Consider the following 23,011-nt stretch of genomic DNA (forward strand, 5'->3'; position numbering starts at 1 on the left):
CCTCTCCGGCCGGGGTGCCGTGGCCCGTGGTCCGGGTGGCCCCGCTCATCGGGTCGCGCCGCCCTCGCGGACGATCCCGGCCAGCGTCCGTTCGACGTGGCCCAGGTGCGCGGTCATCTCGGCGGCGGCGCGCTCCTGGGAGCGCTCCGCGATCGCGGCGACGATCCGCCGGTGCTCGACGTTGGACTGCTCGCGCCGGTCGCCCAGCTTGTTGAGGAACGACGACTGCGCGGCCAGCGCCTCCCGGATCTCCTCGATGACCTTGGTGAACGCCGGGTTCCGCGAGGCCCGCGCGATCGTGATGTGGAACAGCGAGTCCAGCGCGACCCAGGTGGCGTCGTCGGTCTCGGCGTCCATCCGCCCGACCAGGTGCCACAGCTCGTCGAGGTCGGCGTCCTCGTGCCGCAGGGCGGCGTAGCCCGCGACCGGGATCTCGACGTGCCGGCGGACCTCGACGAGGTCACGGGCGCTGTAGGCACCGAAGGTCGGGTCGTCGGTCGGACCGGTCGCGACGACGAAGGTGCCCCGCCCGGTCCGCGACTCGGTCAGCCCGAGCGCCTGCAGACCCCGGAGCGCCTCGCGGACCACCGACCGGCTGACCTCGAACTCCGCGCTCAGCGCCGCCTCGGCGGGCAGCTTGTCGCCGACCTGGTACTCGCCCCGCTCGATGGTGGCGCGCAGGTGGGACAGCACGACCTCCATCGCGCTGACGCGACGGGGACCGTGCTGTCCGACTGTCCGGCTGTCTGACAGGTTCACGATGCACGAGGGTGCTGGGCGGGGCGGCCGCTGTCAAGGGACCGGGGGCGACCGGTCAGCGCGACGCGGATGCCCCCGGCCCCGTTCTCGACATGCCTCAGTCGAGGATCTCGACCAGCCCGCTTCCGCCGTCCACCCGGACCCGCCGGCCGTCCGGGATCAGCCGGGTCGCGTGCTCCACCCCGACCACCGCGGGCAGACCGTACTCGCGGGCGACGACGGCACCGTGGGTCATCCGCCCACCGACCTCGGTGACCAGCCCGGCGATCGTCACGAACGCCGGTGACCAGCTGGGATCGGTGTAGGCGGTGACCAGCACGTCCCCGGGTTCGAGTGCGGCGCCGGACAGGTCGGCGACGACGCGGGCGCGGCCCTCGACCGTCCCGGCCGACACCGCGAGCCCGGCGAGCGCTCCGGGCGGCACGTCGTCGCGGTGGTAGGAACCCTGGAGGCACTCGCCGTCCGAGGTGAGCACCCGCGGCGGGGCCAGCGTCTCGTGCACGGCGAACTCCGCCCGCCGGGTGCGCACCAGCGCGAGGTCGGCGGGCCCGGTCCGCGAGACCTGCTCCAGCTCGTCGAACCGCAGGTAGTAGGCGTCGGTGCGGTCGTCGAGCACCCCCGCGGCGACGAGCCGGTCGGCCTCGGCGAGCAGCGCGGCCCGGTAGATCGCGTAGCGGGAGACCATGCCGAACTTCGGGAACTCGCGGTAGCCGATGAAGGTCCGCAACCGTTCGATCATCAGCGCCGTCGCCGCGGCGCGGGCTTCGCCGTCGACGCCTGCGCGCAGCCGGGCCAGCAGGTCGTCGCGGGTCGCCTCGGCCTCGCGGCGGCCCTCGTCGAACCGGCGGCGCCCGGCACCGGGCTCCTCGCCGTCGACGTGACCGAGGATCAACGGCACGAGCGCGGCCGGCCGCTCGTGCCACCGCGGCCGGGTGATGTCGATCTCGCCGACACAGCGGGCCCCGTAGGCGTCGAGCCAGCCGAGGATCGCGTCCCGGGCCACCGTGCCGCCCTCGACCGACGGCAGCCGCTCCAGCACGTCGTCGCCGGCCCGGCGCAGCAGCGCCACCGCCTCCGGGTACGGGCGGATCGCGTCGGCGACGCCGAGCAGCGCGAGCCCCATCTGCGAGGTCACGTTGTCGGGCACCGACCGGGTCAGCACGTCCGACGGCCGCTCCCCCAGCCACTCGCCGACGTGCTCGTCGATCCAGTACGCCGCGTCCATCGCGGTCATGAACACCCGGGTGCTGCGCGGGTTGCTCAGCCGCGCCCGCAGCTCGGGGATGTCCTCGCGGATCGCGGTGAACAGCTCCGGCCCGACGCGGCCCCGGATCCGGCGGGCCGCCTCCGCCACCGAGGCCCTGCCCTCGGCCACCAGCTCGGCGACCGGTGCGGGGTCCGGGTCGAGCGGCTCCGTGGTCGGCGCACCGTGCACCGGCGCGGGCACCGCCGGGTCCGCACCGTGCTCGACCACGCCGCGGTCGAGCACGGTGCGCAGCGCGTCGGCCATCAGCGGGTCCGACCGGCCCATCACCGCGAGCAGGCCGGCACGTCCGGAGGGGGTGCCCAGGGCGTCGGTGACGTCGACGAACAGCCGCCCGCCCGCCTCGGCCATCGGGCGCGGCGTCGTCATCTGCCACACCGACAGCCCGAGCGGGCGCATCGCATCGGTCATCATCTGCTGGTAGCCGACCGACAGGTAGACGTGGAAGCGGTCGTCGTCGGTGTCGGGCACCGGGAACAACGTGGTGATCGGGCGGCTCTGGACGACCTGGAACCGGCCGCCGGACAGGCACCACTCGACGTCCTGCGGGCTCCCGAACCCGGCCTCGATGGTCCGGCCGAGCCGGACCAGGGCCAGCACCTGGTCCTCGGTGAGCAGCGGCCCGCCGTCGGGGTCGAGCTGCTCGGTACGGGTACCGCCGCCCGGCGCCGGCCGCACCGCGACCGTCCGCGGTGCCGTCCGTGCGTCGACGACCTCGGCGGTCCCGCCGGTGTCGCGGACCGTCCACGAGTCCGCCGCGACCAGGCCGGACACCAGCGCCTCCCCCAGCCCGGGCACCGCCTCGACGACGCTCACGGTCCGGTCCGAGGTCACCGGGTCGGCGGTGAACAGCACCCCGGAGACGTCCGGGACCACCATCTCCTGCACCACCACCGCCATCGCGACGGCCCGGTGGTCCAGTCCCCGGCTACGGCGGTAGGCCACCGCCCGGTCGGTGAACAGCGACGCCCAGCAGTCCCGCACCCGGTCGAGCACGGCGTCGGCGCCCACCACGTTGAGGTAGGAGTCCTGCTGCCCGGCGAACGACGCCGTCGGCAGGTCCTCGGCGGTCGCGCTGGAGCGCACCGCCCACGCCGTCCCCGCCGGGGCCCGGTCGACGGCCGCGGTGACCGCCGCGGCGACGTCGTCGGGGACCGGCCGGGAGGCCACCAGGCCGCGGATCTCGGCGGCGACCGCGGCGAGTCCGTCGTCGTCACCGGCGGGGAGACCGGCCAAGCGGTCCAGCAACGCGTCGAACCCGGGCGCACTCCCCACGACGGCCCGGTAGGCATCGGTGGTCACGCACCAGCCGCTCGGGACCGCGACCCCCGCCGTCCGGGTCAGCTCCCCCAGATGCGCGGCCTTCCCCCCGACGAGGTCCACCAGTTCCCGGCCGACCTCGTCCCACTGCAGCACCCCGTGCACGTCCACCCCCGTGTCGCCACGACGCCGCAGGTCACGGCGCCAGGCGCAGAGTCTGGCGCGGCCCGGGGGTCTTGCCGCAAGTCCCCGGGTGCGTTATACGTTGACCGTGGCGGGAGGAGCTCCCGCCACGGTCATGCCCCGGCGGGCAGCACCAGCGACAGCAGCAGCACCATCACCAGCCCGACCACGCTCACCACGGTCTGCACGGCGGTGTGCGAGCGCGTCGCCTGCCCCACCGTCATCCCGAACGACTCCTTGACCAGCCAGAACCCGGCGTGGTTGACGTAGTTCAGGCCGACCGACCCGGCGCCGACGGCGACCACGGCCAACGCCACGTACCAGGGGCCCGCCCCGGCGAGCAGCGGCGCGACCACACCGGTGGCCGCGACGATGCCGACGGTCGCCGAGCCGGTGGAGGTGGACAGCAGCAACGCGAGCAGCCACGCCAGCAGCAGCGGGCTGACCGGCAGCCCGGACGCGGCGGCACCGACGGCGTCGCTGATGCCGGAGTCCTTGAGGACCTGGTTGAACGCCCCGCCACCGCCGATGATGAGCAGGATTCCGGTCACCGACTTCACCGCGTCGGCGAGCGAGGTCCGCAGCTCTTCGGCCGGGCGACCCCGCAGCAGTCCGAGCGCGAACAACGCGTAGAGGAACCCGGCCAGCATCGCGACGATCGGCTGGCCGAGCAGGGTCGTGACCTGGCGGAACGAGGCACCGTCCGGCAGGGCGACCTCGGCCACCGTGCGGGCCAGCATCAGCACCACCGGCACCGCGACGGCGACGAGCGCGATCGGCAACGGAACCGGGGCGGGCTCCTCCCCGCGGCGGCCGTCCGGCCCGACCCCGGCCGGGGTCTTGGTCTCGGTGCCGGTCTCGGTGAACTGCGCGACCAGCTCGGCGTCGGGACGGACCGGCAACCGCGGAGCCATGAGACGTGCGTAGAGCGGCCCGCCCACCACGATCGCCGGGACCGCACACAGCAGCCCGACGACGATGGTGCGCCCGAGGTCGGCACCCAGCCCGTCGACGGCGATCAGCGGCCCGGGGTGCGGCGGCACCATTCCGTGCAGGGTCGCGAGCGTCGCGATCGCGGGGATCGCCACACTCGCGTACGGCGACGGCGCGGCCCCCTCCAGCTCCAGGCGGCGCGCGCCGCTGAACAGCAACGGCAGCAGCACGATCAGCCCGACCTCGAAGAACATCGGCACGCCGATGACGAAGGCGGCCGCGCACACCAGCCACGGCAGGCTGCGCGGAGTGGAGCGCGACACCACGGCGTCGGCGATCCGTCCGGTCGCGCCGGACTCGGCGAGCAGCCGCCCCAACATCGTGCCCAGGGCGAGGGTGAGGCCGACGTCGCCGAGGATGTCCCCGGCCCCCGTCGTGATCGAGTCGGCGATCGTGGCCGGGTCCTCGCCGCCCGCGAGCCCGACGCCGAGCGCCACCACCAGCAGGGCCACGAACGGGCTGAACCGGACCCGCGAGTTGATCAGGACGATCAGCACGACGATCGCCGCCACGAGCACGAGGACGAGGTACCACCCGGACCAGTTCACGACGCAATGGTCGCGTCAGGCCCGGGTGGCCGCACGCCCGGGTGGGTCGCTCGTGGACCGTCCGAACAGGTCAGTCGCAGGTGGAGTGCGTCGGCTGCCCGTCGAAGCGGGCCTTCAGGAACGCCAGCGCGCTGGGCGACCCGGCGGGGTAGCCGCCGACGTGCCCGGGGGCCGGCGTCGGCTGGAACTCGACGTCGGCGCCCTGTGCGCACCACCGCTGCGCCAGCTCGCGGGACTGCTCGAACGGCACGATGTCGTCGGTGAGGCTGTGCACGATGAGCACCGGGGCCTCGGGCGTACGGCGCCCGATCAGCTGCTCGTCCACCCGGCTCGCGAAGGGCTCCTCGTCGAGGAACGCCGAGATCGGCCGGCCGTCGACGGACAGGCTCTCCGAGCGCAGGCCCGGGTAGCGCAGCACGGAGTCCTGGGTGCACTGCTCACGCAGCTCGGCGATGACCTGACGGCCGCGGTCGTTGAGCAGGTCCTGCACCCCGAGGTCGGGGTAGGCGGCGTCGAACCCGGAGACGGCGTAGCCGAGCAGCGAGACGAAGGGGCCGCCGTCGAGCAGGCGGCCGGTGGCGCGCAGGTCCGCCGGGGGCGCGCCCGCGTAGGCGCCGACGAGGTTCAGCTCGGGGGCGTACTCCGGGGCCAGCTCGACCGCGGCCGCCGACGCCCCGCCACCCTGGGAGTAGCCGTAGAGCGCGGTCGGGGCGTCCTCCGGCACGCCGACGCCGGCACGCTGGGCCGCACGCGCGACGTCGAGCAGGGCGTGCGCCTGGGCGGCCCGGTTGACGTAGGTGTGCTCGCCGGGCGTGCCCAGGCCCTCGTAGTCGGTGACGGCCACGGTGTAGCCGCTGCTCAGCAGCGCACCGATCGCCGTGGCCTCGTACTCGGCGCCGGCCTGCAGCTGCCGCGACGGCGCGCAGCGGTCGGCGAGCCCCTGGGTCCCCGCGGCGAAGCCGATGACCCGGGTCGGCCCGGGCGCCGGGACGAGCGGGGTGAGGACGATGCCGCTCACCGTGACCGGGCGGTCGTCGGTGTCGAGGCTGCGGTAGAGGATCCGGGTCGCCGTCGCGGCGGGCACCGTCGGGGTGAGGACCCGCTCCGCGGACACGACGTCACCCGGTTCCCCGTCGGCTCCCGGTCCGTCCGGCGAGGCCATCGCCTGCGGCACCGCGACCACCGCCGCGACGACCGCCACCACCCCCGCCACGACCGTCGCACGCAGCCTCGTCCTCATGCACGTCCCCTCCGTAGATGATCTCCACTGGACTGAACGAGCATCCGGCGGCGGAGGAACGGACGGCGGAGGTTGCGATCCGGCGACGACCGGCGGGTGATGCGTGCCGCGCACAGCGGCACGCAACGGCACCCGGTGCCACAATCGAGGGCAGAGATCGAGTGGATGCGGGAGGTCGCCGTGGATCGTCGGGTGCGGGTGGCACGGGGAGCCCTGCGCGGTGTACTGGCCCTGCCGAAGCCGGTGAAGCGGGTGATCGCGGGCCCGCCCGTCCGCCGCGACGGCCAGCAGCTCGACCTCGACATCCAGCTGCTGCTGCGGCTGCTCACCCCCCGCCGGCCGCAGCCCGTCCCGCCGCCGGAGCAGATGCGGGCGGGCCAGTCGTTCGTCGACCGCGTCGTCGCCGGGCCCGCCGAGCCGGGGGTGCGACGCGAGGACCGGACGGTCCCCGGCGCGGTCGCCGACCTGCGGGCGCGGCTGTACGTGCCCCCGCCCGGACCGGACGTGCTCGACGGCGCACTGCTCGTCTACGTGCACGGCGGCGGCTTCGTCGCGGGCGACCTGGACACCCACGACGAGCTGTGCGCGACGCTGGCCGCCGAGTCCGGCGCCCGGGTGCTCTCGGTGGACTACCGGTTGGCGCCCGAGCACCCCTTCCCGGCCGCCGTCGACGACTGTCTGGCCGCCTTCGCGCACGTCGCGGCCCATCCGGAGGAGTTCGGGGCGGCCCCGGGCCGGATCGCGGTCGGCGGGGACTCCGCCGGGGCGAGCCTGGCGCTCACGGTGGCCCGCGAGACCAGCCGCGACGGCGCCGACCCGGCCGGGCGTCCGGTGTTCTGCCTGGCGTTCTTCCCCGTCACCGAACTCGAGGGGCACACCCGCTCGCGCGAGCTGTTCGGCGACGGGTTCCTGCTCACCGGCGAGGCGATCGAGGCGATGGCCGGCTGGTACGTCCCCGAGGCGCTGCGCGACGACCCACGGCTGCGGATCGCCGAGGGCGACCTGACCGGGATGCCACCGGCCTACGTCGCGACCGCCGGGTTCGACCCGCTGCGCGACGAGGGCGAGCACCTGGTCGCCCGGATGCGGGAGGCGGGCGTCCCGGCCACGCTGCGCCGCCACCCGGACCTGGTGCACGGCTTCGCGACCTCGCTCGGGATCGGGACGCGGCCCCGGCAGGCGGTCGCCGAGGCGTCCGGCGCGCTCCGGACGGCTTTCGCGCTGCTCGCCTCCCCGGTCCCGGCGCCCGCACCGGATCCGAGCAGGAGCAGCACCCCGTCCTGATGCCCGCGGGGCACCGTCGGTGCCGTACCCGCGCGGCCCGGACATGGGTCCGGCGCGTCACCGGGCCCGGGTGCGGGCTCCGGTGACGCGCCGGTGGCGCGGTGCGTCGCTCAGCTGCGGCGCTCGTCGCGGGGCAGGGCGTGCTGCGGGTCGTCGACCTCGATGCGCTCCTTGCGCACGGTGTCGGAGACCTTCTCGTCCTCGGTGACGGTGCGGGTGCCCAGGCGGACCTTCTCGACGGCCTCGGTGGTCTTGTCGACGACCGGGCGCTCGCGGTGCAGGGTCACCTCGTGCTCGGCCTCGCCCATGGCGCCCGGACGGGCCGTCGCCTCGGTGCCGTCGATCGGCTCGCGCTCGAGGCGGACCTCCTCGTGCGACACCGGGACGGTGACGGTCTGGTCCTCGGTCACCACGTACTTGCGCAGCGCGACGCGACCGGTCTCCTCGGTCTCGGTGCCGACGCGCAGGTTCTCCTCGTGCCGGACCATCGCGTCGTCACCGGTGCGGGCGGTGCGGTCGCGGCCGGTGCGGTCGGTGCGCTCACCGGTGGCGTGGCGGGCGTCGGCGCGGCCCTGGCCGATGCCGTAGTGACGGTAGAGCTCGTCCTCCTCCGACCCGGTCAGGCGCTCGTCGGAGCGGCCCACGTGCGGGCAGTCCTTGACGGCCTGCTTCTCCACACCCAGCGCGACGTCGCGGTCGTGCACGTCGGCGTTCTGCAGCGGCACGAAGCTCTCCTTGGTGCCGAACAGCCCGGTGTTGACCGTGGCCCAGGTCGGCTCCCCGCTCCGCTCGTCCAGGTAGATCTGGCCGATCTTGCCGACCTTCTCGCCGTGGTTGTCGACGACCTGGCGACCGATGAGCTCCCGGGTCATGTCCTTCGTGATCATGCTGCTGTCCTCCGTGGCTCGGTGCGATTGCTGTCGAACACCGGTGGGGTCGGCCCGAAACGGCCCCGGCATGCGGCGGGGACCCCGTTCCCCGTCGTCCGTGTGACGTCCGTCATCCAGCTGGCCCCACGGGATCGTCTGCGGGACAACGCTGGGTGCATCACGTTCCCGTCACGGGCGACCCCGGACGGCATGTTTGGGACAGTCTGTTCTGGACTTGATCTAGGACGTTCCCGACGACGGGGACGGATCGTCCCGCCGCCGGGGCCCCGGGACCGCCGTGGAATCGTGGTGAGGTGCTCGCCGGGACCGCACTGCTCCCGCTCGGGTCGGCCGTCACCGTCACTGCCGTCGCGGGCGCGGCCGTGCTCGCCCTCGTCCTGCTCGTGCTCCGGTGGGGCCGGTGGCGACCCGCGGTGCGGGCAGCCGCCCTGCCGGCCGTGGTCGCGCTCATCGTGCTCGCCCTCGCGGTCGCGACGAACGCCTGGTTCGGCTTCTACCCGACGCCCGCCTCACTGGCCGCCGGACCGGACCGCGGCGGCCTGCCGGCGCCGCCCGCCCCGCCGGTGACCGGCCCCGGCCGGGACACCGTGCTGACCGTCGACGGCGTCGAGGTGCCCGTGCACCTCCCGCCCGGCTACGACGACCACCTCGCCCACCCCGTCCTGGTGTGGACCGGGCCCCGTGACGGGTCGGCCGCGGTCGACGCCGCCGTCGACGCCGCGGTCACCGCGGGACTGATGCCGGCCGTGGTGGTGCTGTGGACCGACCGGGTGCCGGCGGCCCGGCTGCGTGCCTCCGCGGTCGCGGCCGGCTCCCCGGCGCTGCGGACCGACCGGGCCGCGTGGGCCCTCGCCGGACCGCCCGACGCGCCGGGGTGCCCACTGGGCCGGGCGCTCGCCGAGCGTGCCGACGTCGCGACAGCGGCCGGGCCTCCCGGCGGCGACGGCTGCCCGGACCCCGCGTCCGGTTCGCCCGATCCGTTGGACCTGGTCGTCGTGCGTACCGCGGCGACGCAGGATGACCCGGTGCCGGGCGCGCCGCAGCCGGGCCCGGCGCTAGCGTCGGGGTCGGTGACCGCGGCGCCGGGGACCCCGGCGGCCGACGTCGTCGCCGCGGAGCTGGACGCGCTCGGCGCCCGGCTGCCGGGTCCGGTGGCCCGCTCGGACGCCGCCGGTGGATCGCCACCGGGGACGGGATCGACAGGAGGAACGCGTGACGGGCTCTGAGGGCTCCGGTCCGCCCGGCGACACCACGGACGAGCGCGGGGACGTCCGCTCCACCCGCGGAGCGGCCCCGACGCCGGACCCGGAGGCCCGCAGACGACGGCTGTCCGAGGCCGCCGTCGTGCGCGCCGTGGTGTGGGCGGCACGGATCGTCGGTGCGCTGACCGTCGTCGCGGCGGTACTGCCCGCGCCGCGGCGCATCCTCGGCGGCGAGCTGCGCAGCACCCTGGGACTGCCCGCGGGGCTGGGGCTGGCGTCGCTGGTCGTGACCGCACTCGCCGGGGTCGGCCTGCTGCTGCTGGCCACCGGGCTGCGCCGGCGCAAGCAGCGCGCGTGGTGGGTGGCGACCGCGACGACGACGTTCCTCGTCGTGGTCAACCTGCTGCACGTGCTGGACCAGCGGCGCGGCATCGGGCCCGCGGTGCTCGTCGTCGCGCTGCTGGCGGCGCTGATCGCCACGCGCCGCTACTTCGTCGCCCGGCAGGACCCGGGCGGGCTGGGCCGGTCGGTCCGGTCGCTGCTGCAGTTCGGGCTGTCCGGCTTCCTCATCGTCTGGGTGCTGCTCGCGCTCAACCCGCGCCGGCTCGTCGGCGACCCGTCGATCGCCGCGCAGGCCGCGCACGCGGCGCTGTCGCTGATCGGGGTGACCGGCCCGGTCCAGTTCGAGCAGCGTGCCGTGTGGCTCGACGACCTGACCTCGGCGATCGGGCTGACCTTCGGGGTGGTGGCGCTCGTCGTCGCCGGGTACCACCTGCTGCGCTCACCGGAGCCGCGCCCGTCGCTCGCCCCCGAGGACGAGGAGCGTCTGCGCGCCCTGCTCGACCAGCGCGACGGCGACTCGCTGGGCTACTTCGCCCTGCGCCGTGACAAGGCCGCGGTGTTCGCCCACGGCGGGAAGTCCGCGGTGTCCTACCGGGTGCTCGCCGGGGTCGCGCTGGCCTCGGGCGACCCCGTCGGCGACGTCGGCGCGTGGCCCGGCGCCATCGAGGCCTTCCTCGACATCTGCACCCGGTACGGCTGGTCGCCCGCGGTGCTGGGCTGTTCCGAGCGCGGCGCGACCGCCTGGGCCAAGGCCGGTCTCGACGCCCTGGAGCTGGGCGACGAGGCGGTGCTGGAGACGGCGACGTTCAGCCTCGACGGGCGCCCCATGCGCGGGGTCCGCCAGACCGTCAACCGGATGCAGCGCAGCGGGCACACCGTCGAGGTGACGCGGCTGCGCGACGTCGACGAGGCCGAGCGGACCCGGATCGCCGAGCGCGCGCACCGCTGGCGCGGCGCGGAGGACGAGCGTGGCTTCTCGATGGCGTCCTCGCGGGTCGCGGACCCCTCCGACCCGGACGCGGTGATCGTCACCGCGTTCCGCGACGGCGAGCCGACCGGGATGCTGCAGCTGGTCCCCTGGGGCCGCGACGGGCTCTCGCTGGACCTCATGATCCGCTCCGCCGACGCCGACAACGGCGTCAACGAGCTGATGATCGCCGAGCTGATGGCGGCCGCGAAGGACCACGGTGTGAAGCGGGTGTCGCTGAACTTCGCGATGTTCCGCTCCGCCCTGGAGCGCGGCGAGCGGATCGGCGCCGGACCGGTCGCCCGCGGCTGGGCCCGGGTGCTGCGGATCGCCTCGCGCTGGTGGCAGATCGACTCGCTCTACCGGTTCAACGCGAAGTTCCGTCCCACCTGGTACCCGCGCTACGTGCTGTTCCCCGCCGTCCGCGACCTGCCGCGGGTGCTGTTCGTCGTGCTCGAGGCCGAGGGCTTCGGCGGCCGCCCGCCGACGCTGCTGCGGCTGCTGCGCCGGTGAGCCGGGACCACGTGGGGACGGTGTCGTGATCCACGCCTCCGAGCTGCGCCTCGACGTCGTCGCCGCGGCGGTGGTGCCGGCCGTCACGGCGCTACTGGCGCTCGTCCTCACCGGAGGGCTGTGGCACCGGCTGCGCCGGGTCGCGCGGACGCTGCTCGTGATCGTCTCGGCCGTGGCCGTGCTCGCGGCCGCCGGGGCCGGGGCGAACCTGCTCGGCGGCTTCTTCCCCACCGTCGGCTCGCTGATCGGGTCCTCCCCCGACCCGGGCGAGGGGTCGGTCGCCGACATCGGCCCGGACGGTGCCGGCCTCGACGCGGCGATGCCGTTGGTCGCCGCCCGGTCCGCGCAGGGACTGGGCTCCACGCTGCACATGACCCTGCACGGGGACGCCTCCGGCATCGACCGCGACGCCGACGTCTACCTCCCGCCCGGCTACACCGAGCACCCGCAGGCCCGCTTCCCGGTCGTCGAGTGGCTGCCCGGGTTCCCCGGCGAGCCCCGCGAGGTCGCCGCGCTGTTCCGGGTCCCCGAGGTCCTCGACGCCGCGATCGCCGCGCACCGCATCCCGCCGGTCGTACTGTTGATCCCCGACATCAACGGCGAACCCCGGTTCGGCCACGACCAGGAGTGCGTCGACGCCCAGCACGGCGCGGCCGACGACACCTACCTGACCACCGACCTCGTCGGCTGGACCACCCGGCACCTGCGGGTGCGCACCGACCGCGGCGCCTGGGCGCTGGCCGGCTGGTCCTCGGGTGGGTACTGCGCGATGAACCTGGCGCTGCGCCACCCGCGCACCTACGCGCTCGCGGTCAGCCAGAGCGGCTACGACCGCACCCCCGACGACGTCGTCACCGGGGAGCTGTTCGCCGGCCGGCCCGACCTGGCGGCCGCGAACGACGTCGTCGCACTGCTGCGCGAGCGGCCCGCACCACTGGCGATGCTGGTCACCGCGGGTTCCGACGAGCCCGAGGAACGGGCGGCGGCGGACCGGATCCGGGCCGCCGCGGCGCCGCCGGTGACCGTCGACACCCGGGTGTACCCGGGCGGCGGACACAACCAGAACGCCGTCCGCGCCCAGCTGCCGGACCTGGTGGACTGGCTGGGTGCGCACCTGCTGGGGCCGCTCACCCCGCCCGCGACGCCGGCGGGTGTCACGATCGACGACGGGCCCGGTGTGCCGCAGCGCGTGCTGCCGGTCCCCGACCCCTAGGAAGGAGACACGCGTGGTCTGGGAGGGAGTCGGCACCCTGCTGCTGGTCGGTGGGCTGCTCGCCGGGGTGGTGTGGATCGTGATCGCGGCCGGCGTCGGGGAGATCCCGGCGGTGCTGCACGGCCTGGCGCTGTGGTTGCTGGTGCCGCTGGCGTGGCTGGGGTCGCTCGGGGTCGTGCTGGCCGGCGGCTCGGTCGGGGCCGGCTGGGCGGTGCTGCTGGGGCTGCTCGTCGCCACCGGGATCGCCTGCGGGGCGGCGCGGATGCTGGCGGGTCGACGGGGCTGACCACCCACCGGTCAGAATGACGACGTGGACTTCCGCTCCGTCTACCGCCACCGCTTCCTGCGCACCGCCGCGGCGACCCTGCACACCACGATGGCCGACCCGGCCGCGAACGTCGCCACCGTGCTGGAGACCGCCCGGACCTGCGCCGACGACGGCGTCGGCCTGGTGGTGTTCCCCGAGCTGACGCTCTCGGGCTACTCCATCGAGGACGTCCTGATGCAGGACACCCTGCTGGACACCGTCGAGACCGAGCTGGTCTCGCTCGTCGCGGCGACGGCGGACCTGCTGCCGGTCCTCGTGGTCGGGGCACCGTTGCGGTACCGCCACCGCCTCTACAACTGCGCCGTCGTGATCCACCGGGGCCGGATCCTCGGCGTCGCCCCCAAGTCCTACCTGCCGACCTACCGCGAGTTCTACGAGCGCCGCCAGACCGCCGCCGGCGACGACGTCCGCGGCGCGACGATCCGGCTGGGCGGCGCGTCCGGTGTCGACGTGCCGTTCGGCACGGACCTGCTCTTCGCCGCCGAGGACCTGCCCGGCCTGGTGCTGCACGCCGAGATCTGCGAGGACTACTGGGTGCCGATCCCGCCGTCGTCGGAGGCGGCGCTGGCCGGGGCGACGGTGCTGGCGAACCTGTCCGGCTCGCCGATCACCGTCGGCCGGGCCGACACCCGGCACCTGCTGTCGCGCTCGGCGTCGGCGCGCTGCCTGGCCGCCTACGTCTACGCCGCAGCGGGCGAGGGCGAGTCCACCACGGACGTCTCGTGGGACGGCCAGACCATGATCTACGAGAACGGCGTGCTCCTCGCGGAGTCCGGGCGCTTCCCGCAGGGGGCGCGGCACGCCGTCGCCGACGTCGACCTCGACCTGATCGCCGCCGAGCGGCGCCGCCAGGGCACGTTCGACGACAACCGCCGCACCCACGCCGCCCGCACCGACGTCTTCCGCACCATCGGGTTCCGGCTGGACCCGCCCGGTCACGACATCGGGCTGCGCCGCACCGTGGAGCGCTTCCCGTTCGTGCCAGCGGACCCGGCACGGCTGGAGCAGGACTGCTTCGAGGCGTACTCGATCCAGGTCGCCGGGCTGGAGCAGCGGCTGCGCGCGATCGGCCAGCCGAAGGTCGTGATCGGGGTGTCCGGCGGGCTCGACTCCACCCACGCGCTGATCGTCGCGGCCCGGGCGATGGACCGCCTCGGGCGCCCGCGCACCGACATCCTGGCCTTCACCATGCCCGGCTTCGCGACCTCGGACCACACCCGCAGCAACGCCGTCGCGCTGTCCGAGGCCCTCGGCGTCACCTTCGACACGATCGACATCACCGGCACCGCGCGGACGATGCTGTCGGAGATCGACCATCCCTTCGGTCGCGGCGAGCCGGTCTACGACGTCACGTTCGAGAACGTCCAGGCCGGGCTGCGCACCGACTACCTGTTCCGGCTGGCGAACCAGCGCGGCGGGATCGTGCTCGGCACCGGGGACCTGTCGGAGATCGCGCTCGGCTGGTCCACCTACGGCGTCGGCGACCAGATGTCGCACTACAACGTCAACGGCGGCGTCCCGAAGACGCTGATGCAGCACCTCATCCGCTGGGTGATCTCCTCCGAGCAGTTCCCGGCCGAGGTCTCCACCGTGCTGCAGTCGGTGCTCGACACCGAGATCACCCCGGAGCTGGTGCCGTCGGACGGGACCACCGAGGTGCAGTCCAGCCAGGCCACCGTCGGGCCGTACGCGCTGCAGGACTTCACGCTCTGGTACACGCTGCGCCACGGCTACCGGCCGTCGAAGATCGCGTTCCTGGCCGGGCACGCCTGGTCCGACGCGACCGCGGGCGCCTGGCCGCCCGGCTTCCCCGACGACGAGCGGCCCGAGTACTCCCCGGCGGAGATCCGCCGGTGGCTGCAGGTGTTCGCCCGGCGCTTCTTCCAGTTCGCCCAGTTCAAGCGCTCGGCGCTGCCGAACGGCCCCAAGGTGTCCGCCGGGGGTGCGCTGTCGCCGCGCGGTGACTGGCGGGCGCCCTCGGACCTGTCGGCGACGATCTGGTTGGACGAGATCGAGCGCGAGGTCCCGGAGGGCTAGGCGGCGATCCGGTCCCGCTCGGCGAGCTCGGCGGCCACCTTCTCCCGGTGCGCGGCCCTGGCCCGGGCGTGCGCCGGGCTGCGGCGCAGCACCAGGTAGGCGACGGCGAGCACGGCGAACCAGATCGGCGTCACCAGCAGGGCGACCAGGGTGTCGTCCTGCTGGGTCAGCGCCCACAGCACGAACACGAAGAACGCCAGCACCGCGACGACCATCGGCACCCCACCCGGCATCGGGAACCTCGACGCCGCGTGGCGCTGCGGGCGGCGCCTGCGGTGCTCCAGGTAGCTCACCAGGATCATCGTCCACACGAACACGAAGCAGACCGACGAGATCGTCGTGACGACGGTGAACGCCCCCACCACGGACTGCCCCGAGTACAGCAGCGCCACCCCCACCAGCAGGAACGCGCACGAGAACGCGAGCGCGTTCACCGGGACCCGGCGCGCGGACAGCCGGGCGAACCGCGGGGGCGCGGCGCCGTCACCGGCGAGGCCGTAGACCATCCGCGACGTCGAGTAGATGCCGGAGTTGGCGCTGGACAGGGCGCTGGTGAGCACCACGAAGTTGACGACGCCTGCCGCCGCGGCGAGCCCGGCGAGGCCGAACATCGCGACGAACGGGCTCTCGTCGGCAGCGATCCGGCTCCACGGGGTGACCGCGCAGATGACGACGAGGGCGCCGACGTAGAACAGCAGGATCCGCACCGGGATCGTGTTGATCGCCCGCGGCAGCGTGCGCTCCGGGTCACGCGCCTCGGCGGCGGTGGTGCCGACGAGCTCGACCCCGACGAAGGCGAACACGGCGAGCTGGAAGCCGGCCACGAAGCCCGTCACACCGGTCGGGAAGAAGCCGCCGTCGTTCCAGAGGTTGGCGAACGCCGCGGTCGTGCCGTCCGGGGCGCGGAACCCGCCGAGGACCATCGCCAGCCCGACGACGACGAGCGCGAGGATCGCGACGATCTTGACCAGAGCGAACCAGAACTCGGCCTCGCCGAAGGCGCGCACCGTCGGCAGGTTCAGCGCGAAGAGCACCAGGATGCAGGCCAGCGCGGGGATCCAGAGCGGGACGTCGGCCCACCAGTAGGCGACGTAGCCGGAGATCGCGACGACGTCGGCGATGCCGGTGACCACCCAGCAGAACCAGTAGGTCCAGCCGGTGAAGAACCCGGCCCACGGGCCGAGCAGGTCGGCGGCGACGTCGCTGAAGGACTTGTAGCGCAGGTCCGACAGCAGCACCTCGCCCATCGCGCGCAGCACGAAGAACAGGAAGAAGCCGATGATCGCGTAGACCAGGATCACCGACGGCCCCGCGAGCGAGATCGTCTTGCCCGCCCCCAGGAACAACCCGGTGCCGATCGCGCCGCCGATGTCGATGAGCTGGATGTGGCGGTGGGCGAGGTCCCGGCGGAGCGGCGACCCGGCCGTCGCGTCGTCGTGCATCGTGCTGTCCCCCTTGCGCTCCCGAACCGTTCGGAGGCGCCCGACCGTATCGGTGCGCAATGCGGACGTCCCAACGTGACGGGTACGGACGGGGGCGGTCCACTGGTCCGGACGCGGTGACGACGAGTGCTCCGAGTGCGCGTCCGGCGCAGCGGTGGTGCGTGTCGTCGTGTCGTCGGCACCGACTGCCGATCGGTGACACGGTTCACCGAGCGGACGGGCCTCCACTGTGCCGACGGGACGGCGTCGCACCCGGCGACCGGGCGACCGAGCCGCTCCGCCCCGTCCGCCGGCACCCGGTGCGAGCAGCGGTGACGGACGATCCTGAGTGGATCGCCGGTCCGCGGTGGGCGGCTCCCCGCCCCGCCGGGCCCGGGTGAACCCGACCACTACTGTCGCTCGCATTCGACCTGGAGGTGAGTCGTGGCACTCGCGAACATCCTGTCCGAGATGCCGGATCTGCTGGAGCGGACCCTGGCGGAACACACCCCCGACACGCAGGGCTTCTGCCGTGAGTGCCGGGACGCGACGGGGGTCAGTGCCACCTGGCCCTGCGTGACCCGCGAGCTGGCCGAGCAGGCCCGCTCGATGTCCTCCCCCGGCACCGGAACCAGCACCGGCCCCGCAACCAGCGCCGTCGACGAGCGGGCGGTCGAGGGCACCGTGGCCGGGCGTCGCCGGGCCAGGGACCTCTCGTCCTCGGCCGGCGCCCCGGCCCCGCTCGGCAACGGCCGGCACCGTTCGCTCTAGGCCCCTCCGGCGCCCCGGACACCGCGTCCGGGGCGCCGTCGTCGTCAGGAGAGCCGGGCGGGTGCGTCCGGGCGGTGCGTCTCGCGGATGAGCAGCACCGCGACCAGCGAGACGACCGCGACGACGACCATGTAGGCCGCGACCGCCATCGACGTCCCGTAGCCCTGCTGCAGCGCGGCGGCGATCAGCGGCGCGAACCCGCCGCCCAGCACCGCACCGACGGCGTAGGAGAAGGACGCGCCGCTGTAGCGGAAGCGGGCCTCGAACATCTCCGCGAACAACGCGGACTGCGGGCCGTAGGACAGGCCCAGGCCCACCGTGAGGACGACGACCGCGACGACCATCGCGGCGAACCCGGTGGTGTCGAGCAGCAGGAAGAACGGCACCGGCCACACCACGAGCAGCACCGAGCCCGCCAGGTAGGCACGCTTGCGGCCGACCCGGTCCGACCAGACCGCGCCGGCGACGATGCTGACCAGCCAGCTCAGCGAGCCGATGATCACGACGACGATCATGGTGTTCCGCGGGACCTCCAGCACCTGGGTGCCGTAGGAGAGCAGGTAGGCCAGGAAGATGTAGCCGATCGCGTTGTTGGCGACGAAGCTGACCGAGGCCAGCACCAGCTCGCGCGGACGCTGCCGGAACACCTCCAGGATCGGGGCCCGGCTGCGGCCGCGGTGGGTCCGCAGCAGTGCGAACACCGGGCTCTCCTCGACCCGCATCCGGATCACGAGCCCGACGACGACCAGCAGGATCGACAGCAGGAACGGGATCCGCCAGCCCCACGCGGCGAACTGCTCGGCGGTGGTCAGGTTGGACACGACGAGGGACACCAGCTGGGCCAGGATCAGCCCGGCGGGCACCCCGATCTGCGGGAACGAGCCGTAGCGCCCGCGCCGGCCGGGCGGGGCGTGCTCGACCGCCATGAGCGCGGCGCCGCCCCACTCACCGCCTGCCGAGAGACCCTGCAGCAGCCGCAGCACGACGAGCAGCACCGGCGCCGCGACGCCGATCTGGCCGTAGGTGGGCAGCAGGCCGACCCCGACGGTGGCCACGCCCATCAGCAGCAGCGAGAGGACCAGCATCTTCTTGCGGCCGAGACGGTCACCGAAGTGCCCCCACACGATGCCGCCGAGCGGACGTGCCACCAGGCCGACGCCGAGGGTCGCGAACGCGGCCAGGGTGCCCGAGGCCGCGGACATCGTGCTGAAGAACTGGCTGTTGAACACCAGGGCCGCGGCCGTGGCGTAGATGAAGAAGTCGTACCACTCGATCGTCGTGCCGATCGCGCTCGTCGCGGCGACCCGGCGCACCTGCGCGGGCGCGGAGCCGGTCGTGTCGGCGGCACTCGTCGGGCCCGTGCCGGGCGCGGCCTGCTGCTCGGTCATGCGTCCTCCCCTGCCCCGGGACGGCGGTGTCCCGGACGCGCTACTTTTGCACCGAACGTCCGGTCGGGTAAAGACGTCCGGTGCATCCGGTGCGTGCCACTCGCCGCACGGCCGGGTGCGGTCGCCGCCACGAACGGACCGTGAAGATCGGACATCGCGGGACATTCGCTACCGTCCGGTCACTGAACACGCGGTCCGGTATCCCCCGACGGGCCGGGATCCCCCGATCCCGACGCTCCCCCGCAGCCCGGCCGGTCCGCGTGCCGGAGGAGAGACCGTGCCGCCGCACCAGGAAGTGCCCCGACACCGACACCGACATCGGGCGCAGGCCGGGCCACGGCCCGGCCTGCGTCACGTCGCCACCGCGGCCGCCGTCGCGAGCGGCACGCTCGCCGTCGTCACGCCCGTGACCGGGCTCGACCTCGGGCCGACCCGGGCCGACCTGCGCCTGGCCGCGCAGGAGGTGTCCGACGGCCCCGGCGCACCGTTCGCCGAGGCCGCGGCCGCCGCGCGGGACACCCCGGTCCTCGGCGCCGAGATCGTCCGCGACGCGGGCCTGCTCGACCCGGCCGCCGACGCGAGCCTCGCCGCGGCCCGCAAGGCCCAGGGCCTGGTGCAGGAGGCCGCCGAACGGGCCAGGGCCGCTGCGGAGCTCGCCGCGCGCGGGCTGAACGACCCGTCGTGCGGGCTCGACCTCGGCGATCTGGGCCGAGTGAAGGAGTGGGTCTCCGACGCCGCGGAGTTCCTCGGCTGCGCCTACGGCGAGACCGACCTGATCGGCGTCGCGCAGCGGGCGAACGCCTCCGACCACCCCACCGGGCACGCGCTGGACATCATGGTGCGCGGGCAGAAGGGCGACCGCATCGCCGACTGCGCGCTGGCCAACGCCGACGAGCTCGGCGTGAAGTACGTCATCTGGGAGCAGCGCATGAACGACGGCTCCGGGTGGTCGACGATGGAGGACCGCGGCGACGACACCGCGAACCACTACGACCACGTGCACATCTCGTTCGACGAGCGCGCCGGGTCCGGCGAGCCGGACCTCGGCCGCTGCGCCTGACCCCGCGCCACCCGGTCCGCGCGGAGCACGGACCGGGTGGCACTGGGTGTCAGACGCCGATCTTCGCCGGGCGGCCGCCCTTCAGGTGCCGGATCGCGGCGACGGCCGGGCGGGGCTGCGCGGCACCGCCGTCGGGCCAGTGCGAGGCGGGCTTCTCCGGGGAGGCACCGTCGAGGTCGCCCGGGTGCTGCACCGACACGAGCACGAAGTTCTCGGTGACGACCGGCCCGCAGCACTCCGAGCCGACCGGGACGCTGGCGAACAGCCGGGTCGAGCCGCGCTGCGGCCCCTCCAGCACGACGCCGTAGAGGCCGTCGTTGATCTTCAGCGCCTGGGTGGAGTCGGTCGAGACCCACAGGTTGCCGTAGGGGTCGAACGCCACGTTGTCCGGCGAGGTGATCGGGCTGACCTGGGACTTGTCGAACCCGCCGAAGTAGGTCGACGGGTCGTCGGGGTCCCCGCAGACCAGCAGGATGTTCCAGGCGAACGTCGTCGCCGCCGGGTCGTCGCGCGTCTCGGTCAGCTCGATGACGTGGCCGTGCTTGTTGGCGTTGCGCGGGTTCGCCTCGTCCGGACCGGCCTTGGCACCCGCCTTGCCGCGGTCGGAGTTGTTGGTGCAGGCGATGTAGACCTTCCCGGTGCGCGGGTTGGGCTCCACGTCCTCCGGACGGTCCATCTTCGTCGCGCCGACCTTGTCCGCGGCGAGCCGGGTGAACACGAAGACGTCGGCGACGCTCATGCCGTCCACGTAGGACTTCGTGGTCGACGCCAGCGGCTTCCACTGCCCGGAGCCGTCGAAGCGGCCGTCGCGCGGCAGCGCCCCGGTGCCGGTGATCTCCGCGGCCGGGCTGTCCCCGGTGAAGGTCGCGACGTAGAGCGTGCCCGAGGACAGCAGGGTGGCGTTGTGCTCGCGGGCGGCCCGGCTGTTGCCGCGACGCATCCGCTTGTCCGACACGAACTTGTAGACGTAGTCGAAGCGCTCGTCGTCGCCCATGTAGACGACGGGGCGGCCGTCGCGGGTGAGGGCGACGGTGGCGCCCTCGTGCTTGAAGCGGCCGAGCGCGGTGTGCTTGACCGGCTTCGAACGCGGGTCGTGCGGATCGATCTCGACGATGTAGCCGAACCGGTTGGCCTCGTTCGGCTCCTGCGCGAGGTCCCAGCGCGGGTCGACGCGCTCCCACTTGCGCGACGAGCTGCCCTCGGAGATCCCGTAGCGCTTCGCACGCTCGTCGGTGACCGGGCCGGAGGCGAAGTAGCCGTCGAAGTTCTCCTCGCCGGACAGGAAGGTGCCCCACGGGGTGGTGCCGCCGGCGCAGTTGCCGATCATGCCCTTGACGCTGCGTCCGGTCGGGTCGGCCTTGGTGCGCAGCACCTCGGCACCGGCGGCCGGGCCGTCGAGCACCATCTCGGTGTCGGCGGTGATCCGCCGGTTGAGCTTCCCGTTGCGGTCGTAGCGCAGCTCGCCGGTGCGCAGGTCGCGGGTCACCTCGACGACGCCGCCGCCGTGCGCGGCGATACCGATCCGGATCTGCTCGGGGGTGGGGGCGTCCTCGTCGTACCCGCGGAACATCAGCGGCTCGAGGGTGTACTCGTGGTTGGAGAACATGACGTAGCGGCGACCCGGGCCGTCGATCGGCAGGATGCCGCAGAAGTCGTTGTTGTAGCCGAACTGGCGGGCCTGCGCCGCGGCGGTCTGCTTCTCGAAGTCGAACTCCGGCGCGTCCGGGAACATCGGGTCGCCCCAGCGGATCACGACGTTGCTCGCGTAGTCGGTCGGCACGCGGATCGCGTCGTCGAGGTTCGGCGCGACGGTCTCGTACTGCAGACCGCGCGGGGGCCGGGCCTGCTGCGGCGCGGCCACGTCGGCACCGAGCGGATGGGCAGGCGCGGCCGGGGCGGGCTCCGCCGCGGAGGCCGTGCCGGCCAGCGCCACACCGGCCCCGGCGCCCAGGCCGATCACCGCACCGGCGCGGAGCATCCCGCGCCTGTCGAGCACGGCCTGCATGACGTCGCCGAAGTAGGCGTTCGACGACGGGTTGGGCTCGGGCCGGGAGCAGGCGTCGCCGCACCGGTAGCGGCAGGTGAGTCCCTGGCGGTCGTGCCGCATGCGGTCGAGGAGCGGGAGGGCACGGCGGGGGCCAGCCTGGGGGGCGTCGCCGGGGCAGGTGTGAGCCACGGTCGTCCTCCTGGGGTCGTGGTGGGATGGCGCGGTGCGGTCCGGTCCGTTCGGAACCGTCCCTTTCCTCCGCATCCCAACACCCCTGTTCTCCCGTGAGGTGAGGAGAAGGTGGCCGCCGGGTGAACGCATCCCCGGATGGGATGACGTCGACCACGCGACGCGACCGGCGCGGCCACCCGATGGGTGACCGCGCCGGTCGTGTCACTCCGTGGAGCAGGGGCACGGGCCGGGGCGGGTACGTGTCCTCCGCCCCGGCCCGGCGGGATCAGACGATGCCCTGGCGGGCGGCGGTGTAGACGATCTCGGTGCGGCGCCGGACCTCGAGCTTGTCGCGCAGGTTCCGCACGTGGAACTTCACGGTGGCCTCGGAGATCCGCAGCCGGGTCCCGATCTCGCGGTTGGACAGGCCGACGGCGAGCAGCCGCAGCACCTGGTTCTCGCGGTCGGTCAGCAGCGAGGTCTTGCAGAGGTCCGGCGCGGGCGACGGCGCCGGGTCGTTGTCCCGCAGCACCTGCAGCGGGCCGGCGCTCGCGGTGCCCGGGTCGAAGACGCCCTCGCCGCGCAGGACCGTGCGCAGCGCCCGCACGATCTCGGCGGTGTCGGCACCCTTGCGCAGGTAGCCGTGCACCCCCAGTCGCACGGTGCGCATCATCGCGTCGCGGTCCCGGCAGCCGGTCAGCACGAGGATCCTCACCCCGCGGCAGCGCTCCATCAGCGCACGCACCAGGTCCAGGCCGGGCCGCTCGTCGCGGGCGAACTCGATGTCGACGACGATCACGTCGGGGCGGGTCCGCTCGGCGGCCATCAGGGCGTCGCGCGGGGAGGCTGCCTCGCCGGCCGGGGCCAGGTCGGGTTCGGCGGTCAGCAGTGCCCGCAGCCCGTGCCGGACGATCGGCTCGGAGTCGACGACGAGTACCCGGGCCGCGCGACGGATCACATCCACGCCGTCGGCCCCGCGGCCGGCACGCAGATCGGTGGCCTCACGAACGGCTTCGAGCGTCATCGCTGTCCTCCGGTGGGTCTGTTGCGTCATCGCCGGGCACCACCCGGCGTCCCGATGCGGCAAACCGTAAGGAGCGCCACGTTGCCCCCACGTTGCGCGCGATCCGGCGACGTCGCATCCCGGCCCGGTCGTGTGGAGGTCGGGCCCCCGAACAGCGGGTATGCTC

Annotated in this window: 17 protein-coding genes; 8 read left to right on the forward strand and 9 right to left on the reverse strand. The window is 74.2% G+C overall.

Translation table 11 applies throughout. The annotated features are described in order from the left end of the window. Nucleotides 1–45 precede the first annotated feature (45 nt). From KPL59_RS05085 to KPL59_RS05100, 4 genes are all read right to left on the reverse strand, one after another. Nucleotides 46–702 carry a FadR/GntR family transcriptional regulator gene (locus KPL59_RS05085; RefSeq protein ID WP_226360083.1) on the reverse strand — a complete coding sequence of 219 codons (657 nt, stop codon included), beginning with the start codon at nt 700–702 and terminating at the stop codon, nt 46–48. 154 nt (nt 703–856) lie between these two features. Continuing rightward, the gene (gene rph / locus KPL59_RS05090) at nt 857–3,454 is read right to left on the reverse strand and encodes a rifamycin-inactivating phosphotransferase (RefSeq protein ID WP_226360084.1); all 2,598 of its coding nucleotides are present in this window, start codon (nt 3,452–3,454) and stop codon (nt 857–859) included. Nucleotides 3,455–3,579: 125 nt separating this feature from the next. Continuing rightward, nucleotides 3,580–5,007 carry a GntP family permease gene (locus tag KPL59_RS05095; RefSeq protein WP_226360085.1) on the reverse strand — a complete coding sequence of 476 codons (1,428 nt, stop codon included), beginning with the start codon at nt 5,005–5,007 and terminating at the stop codon, nt 3,580–3,582. A gap of 70 nt (nt 5,008–5,077) precedes the next feature. Continuing rightward, nucleotides 5,078–6,247 carry a lipase family protein gene (locus KPL59_RS05100; RefSeq protein ID WP_226351424.1) on the reverse strand — a complete coding sequence of 390 codons (1,170 nt, stop codon included), beginning with the start codon at nt 6,245–6,247 and terminating at the stop codon, nt 5,078–5,080. A 198-nt stretch (nt 6,248–6,445) separates the two neighbouring features. Here KPL59_RS05100 and KPL59_RS05105 point away from each other — a divergent pair, with 198 nt between their 5' ends. Next, a complete protein-coding gene (locus KPL59_RS05105; RefSeq protein ID WP_226360086.1) occupies nt 6,446–7,531 on the forward strand; it encodes an alpha/beta hydrolase in 1,086 nt (361 codons plus the stop codon). 110 nt (nt 7,532–7,641) lie between these two features. On the opposite strand, the gene KPL59_RS05110 is transcribed toward KPL59_RS05105, so the two are convergent. Further along, nucleotides 7,642–8,418, reverse strand: a complete 777-nt coding sequence (locus KPL59_RS05110; RefSeq protein WP_226351426.1) for a DUF2382 domain-containing protein — start codon at nt 8,416–8,418, stop codon at nt 7,642–7,644. A 296-nt stretch (nt 8,419–8,714) separates the two neighbouring features. Here KPL59_RS05110 and KPL59_RS05115 point away from each other — a divergent pair, with 296 nt between their 5' ends. From KPL59_RS05115 to KPL59_RS05135, 5 genes are all read left to right on the forward strand, one after another. After that, on the forward strand, nt 8,715–9,647 hold the full coding sequence (locus tag KPL59_RS05115) for a hypothetical protein (protein ID WP_226360087.1): 933 nt from the start codon (nt 8,715–8,717) through the stop codon (nt 9,645–9,647). A 100-nt stretch (nt 9,648–9,747) separates the two neighbouring features. Then, nucleotides 9,748–11,445 (forward strand): GNAT family N-acetyltransferase, encoded by a 1,698-nt coding sequence (locus KPL59_RS05120; RefSeq protein ID WP_043279661.1) that lies wholly within the window; start codon nt 9,748–9,750, stop codon nt 11,443–11,445. Nucleotides 11,446–11,470: 25 nt separating this feature from the next. After that, nucleotides 11,471–12,658, forward strand: coding sequence for an esterase family protein (locus KPL59_RS05125; RefSeq protein WP_226351428.1), 1,188 nt, complete (start codon nt 11,471–11,473; stop codon nt 12,656–12,658). 13 nt (nt 12,659–12,671) lie between these two features. Continuing rightward, on the forward strand, nt 12,672–12,944 hold the full coding sequence (locus KPL59_RS05130) for a hypothetical protein (protein WP_060710731.1): 273 nt from the start codon (nt 12,672–12,674) through the stop codon (nt 12,942–12,944). A gap of 24 nt (nt 12,945–12,968) precedes the next feature. Further along, the gene (locus KPL59_RS05135) at nt 12,969–15,023 is read left to right on the forward strand and encodes an NAD(+) synthase (protein ID WP_226360088.1); all 2,055 of its coding nucleotides are present in this window, start codon (nt 12,969–12,971) and stop codon (nt 15,021–15,023) included. Here KPL59_RS05135 and KPL59_RS05140 read toward each other — a convergent pair. After that, a complete protein-coding gene (locus KPL59_RS05140; RefSeq protein ID WP_226360089.1) occupies nt 15,020–16,465 on the reverse strand; it encodes an amino acid permease in 1,446 nt (481 codons plus the stop codon). The two genes, KPL59_RS05135 and KPL59_RS05140, sit on opposite strands and share 4 nt — an antisense overlap. A gap of 423 nt (nt 16,466–16,888) precedes the next feature. Between KPL59_RS05140 and KPL59_RS36495 the strand changes: the two genes are divergently transcribed. Beyond that, the gene (locus KPL59_RS36495; protein ID WP_075310428.1) at nt 16,889–17,215 is read left to right on the forward strand and encodes a hypothetical protein; all 327 of its coding nucleotides are present in this window, start codon (nt 16,889–16,891) and stop codon (nt 17,213–17,215) included. Between the two features lie 44 nt (nt 17,216–17,259). Here the strand turns inward: KPL59_RS36495 and KPL59_RS05150 are convergent, their stop codons facing one another. Continuing rightward, a complete protein-coding gene (locus KPL59_RS05150) occupies nt 17,260–18,603 on the reverse strand; it encodes an MFS transporter (protein ID WP_226360090.1) in 1,344 nt (447 codons plus the stop codon). 277 nt (nt 18,604–18,880) lie between these two features. Here KPL59_RS05150 and KPL59_RS05155 point away from each other — a divergent pair, with 277 nt between their 5' ends. After that, on the forward strand, nt 18,881–19,663 hold the full coding sequence (locus tag KPL59_RS05155; RefSeq protein ID WP_226360091.1) for a hypothetical protein: 783 nt from the start codon (nt 18,881–18,883) through the stop codon (nt 19,661–19,663). A gap of 49 nt (nt 19,664–19,712) precedes the next feature. Here KPL59_RS05155 and KPL59_RS05160 read toward each other — a convergent pair whose 3' ends face one another. Together KPL59_RS05160 and KPL59_RS05165 are read right to left on the reverse strand one after the other, a co-directional pair. Continuing rightward, nucleotides 19,713–21,770 (reverse strand): PhoX family phosphatase, encoded by a 2,058-nt coding sequence (locus KPL59_RS05160; RefSeq protein WP_226351434.1) that lies wholly within the window; start codon nt 21,768–21,770, stop codon nt 19,713–19,715. 337 nt (nt 21,771–22,107) lie between these two features. Further along, on the reverse strand, nt 22,108–22,845 hold the full coding sequence (locus tag KPL59_RS05165; RefSeq protein WP_226351435.1) for a response regulator transcription factor: 738 nt from the start codon (nt 22,843–22,845) through the stop codon (nt 22,108–22,110). Nucleotides 22,846–23,011: the final 166 nt, after the last annotated feature.

Source organism: Pseudonocardia sp. ICBG1142 (assembly GCF_020496255.1).
Taxonomy (GTDB): Bacteria; Actinomycetota; Actinomycetes; order Mycobacteriales; family Pseudonocardiaceae; genus Pseudonocardia.

Excerpts from the sequence above, each read along its gene's own strand:
- KPL59_RS05085 (WP_226360083.1), bottom strand. The coding sequence starts at position 702 with ATGGAGGTCGTGCTGTCCCACCTGCGCGCCACCATCGAGCGGGGCGAG.
- KPL59_RS05100 (WP_226351424.1), bottom strand. The coding sequence starts at position 6,247 with ATGAGGACGAGGCTGCGTGCGACGGTCGTGGCGGGGGTGGTGGCGGTC.
- KPL59_RS05110 (WP_226351426.1), bottom strand. The coding sequence starts at position 8,418 with ATGATCACGAAGGACATGACCCGGGAGCTCATCGGTCGCCAGGTCGTC.
- KPL59_RS05140 (WP_226360089.1), bottom strand. The coding sequence starts at position 16,465 with ATGCACGACGACGCGACGGCCGGGTCGCCGCTCCGCCGGGACCTCGCC.
- KPL59_RS05150 (WP_226360090.1), bottom strand. The coding sequence starts at position 18,603 with ATGACCGAGCAGCAGGCCGCGCCCGGCACGGGCCCGACGAGTGCCGCC.
- KPL59_RS05160 (WP_226351434.1), bottom strand. The coding sequence starts at position 21,770 with ATGCGGCACGACCGCCAGGGACTCACCTGCCGCTACCGGTGCGGCGAC.
- KPL59_RS05165 (WP_226351435.1), bottom strand. The coding sequence starts at position 22,845 with ATGACGCTCGAAGCCGTTCGTGAGGCCACCGATCTGCGTGCCGGCCGC.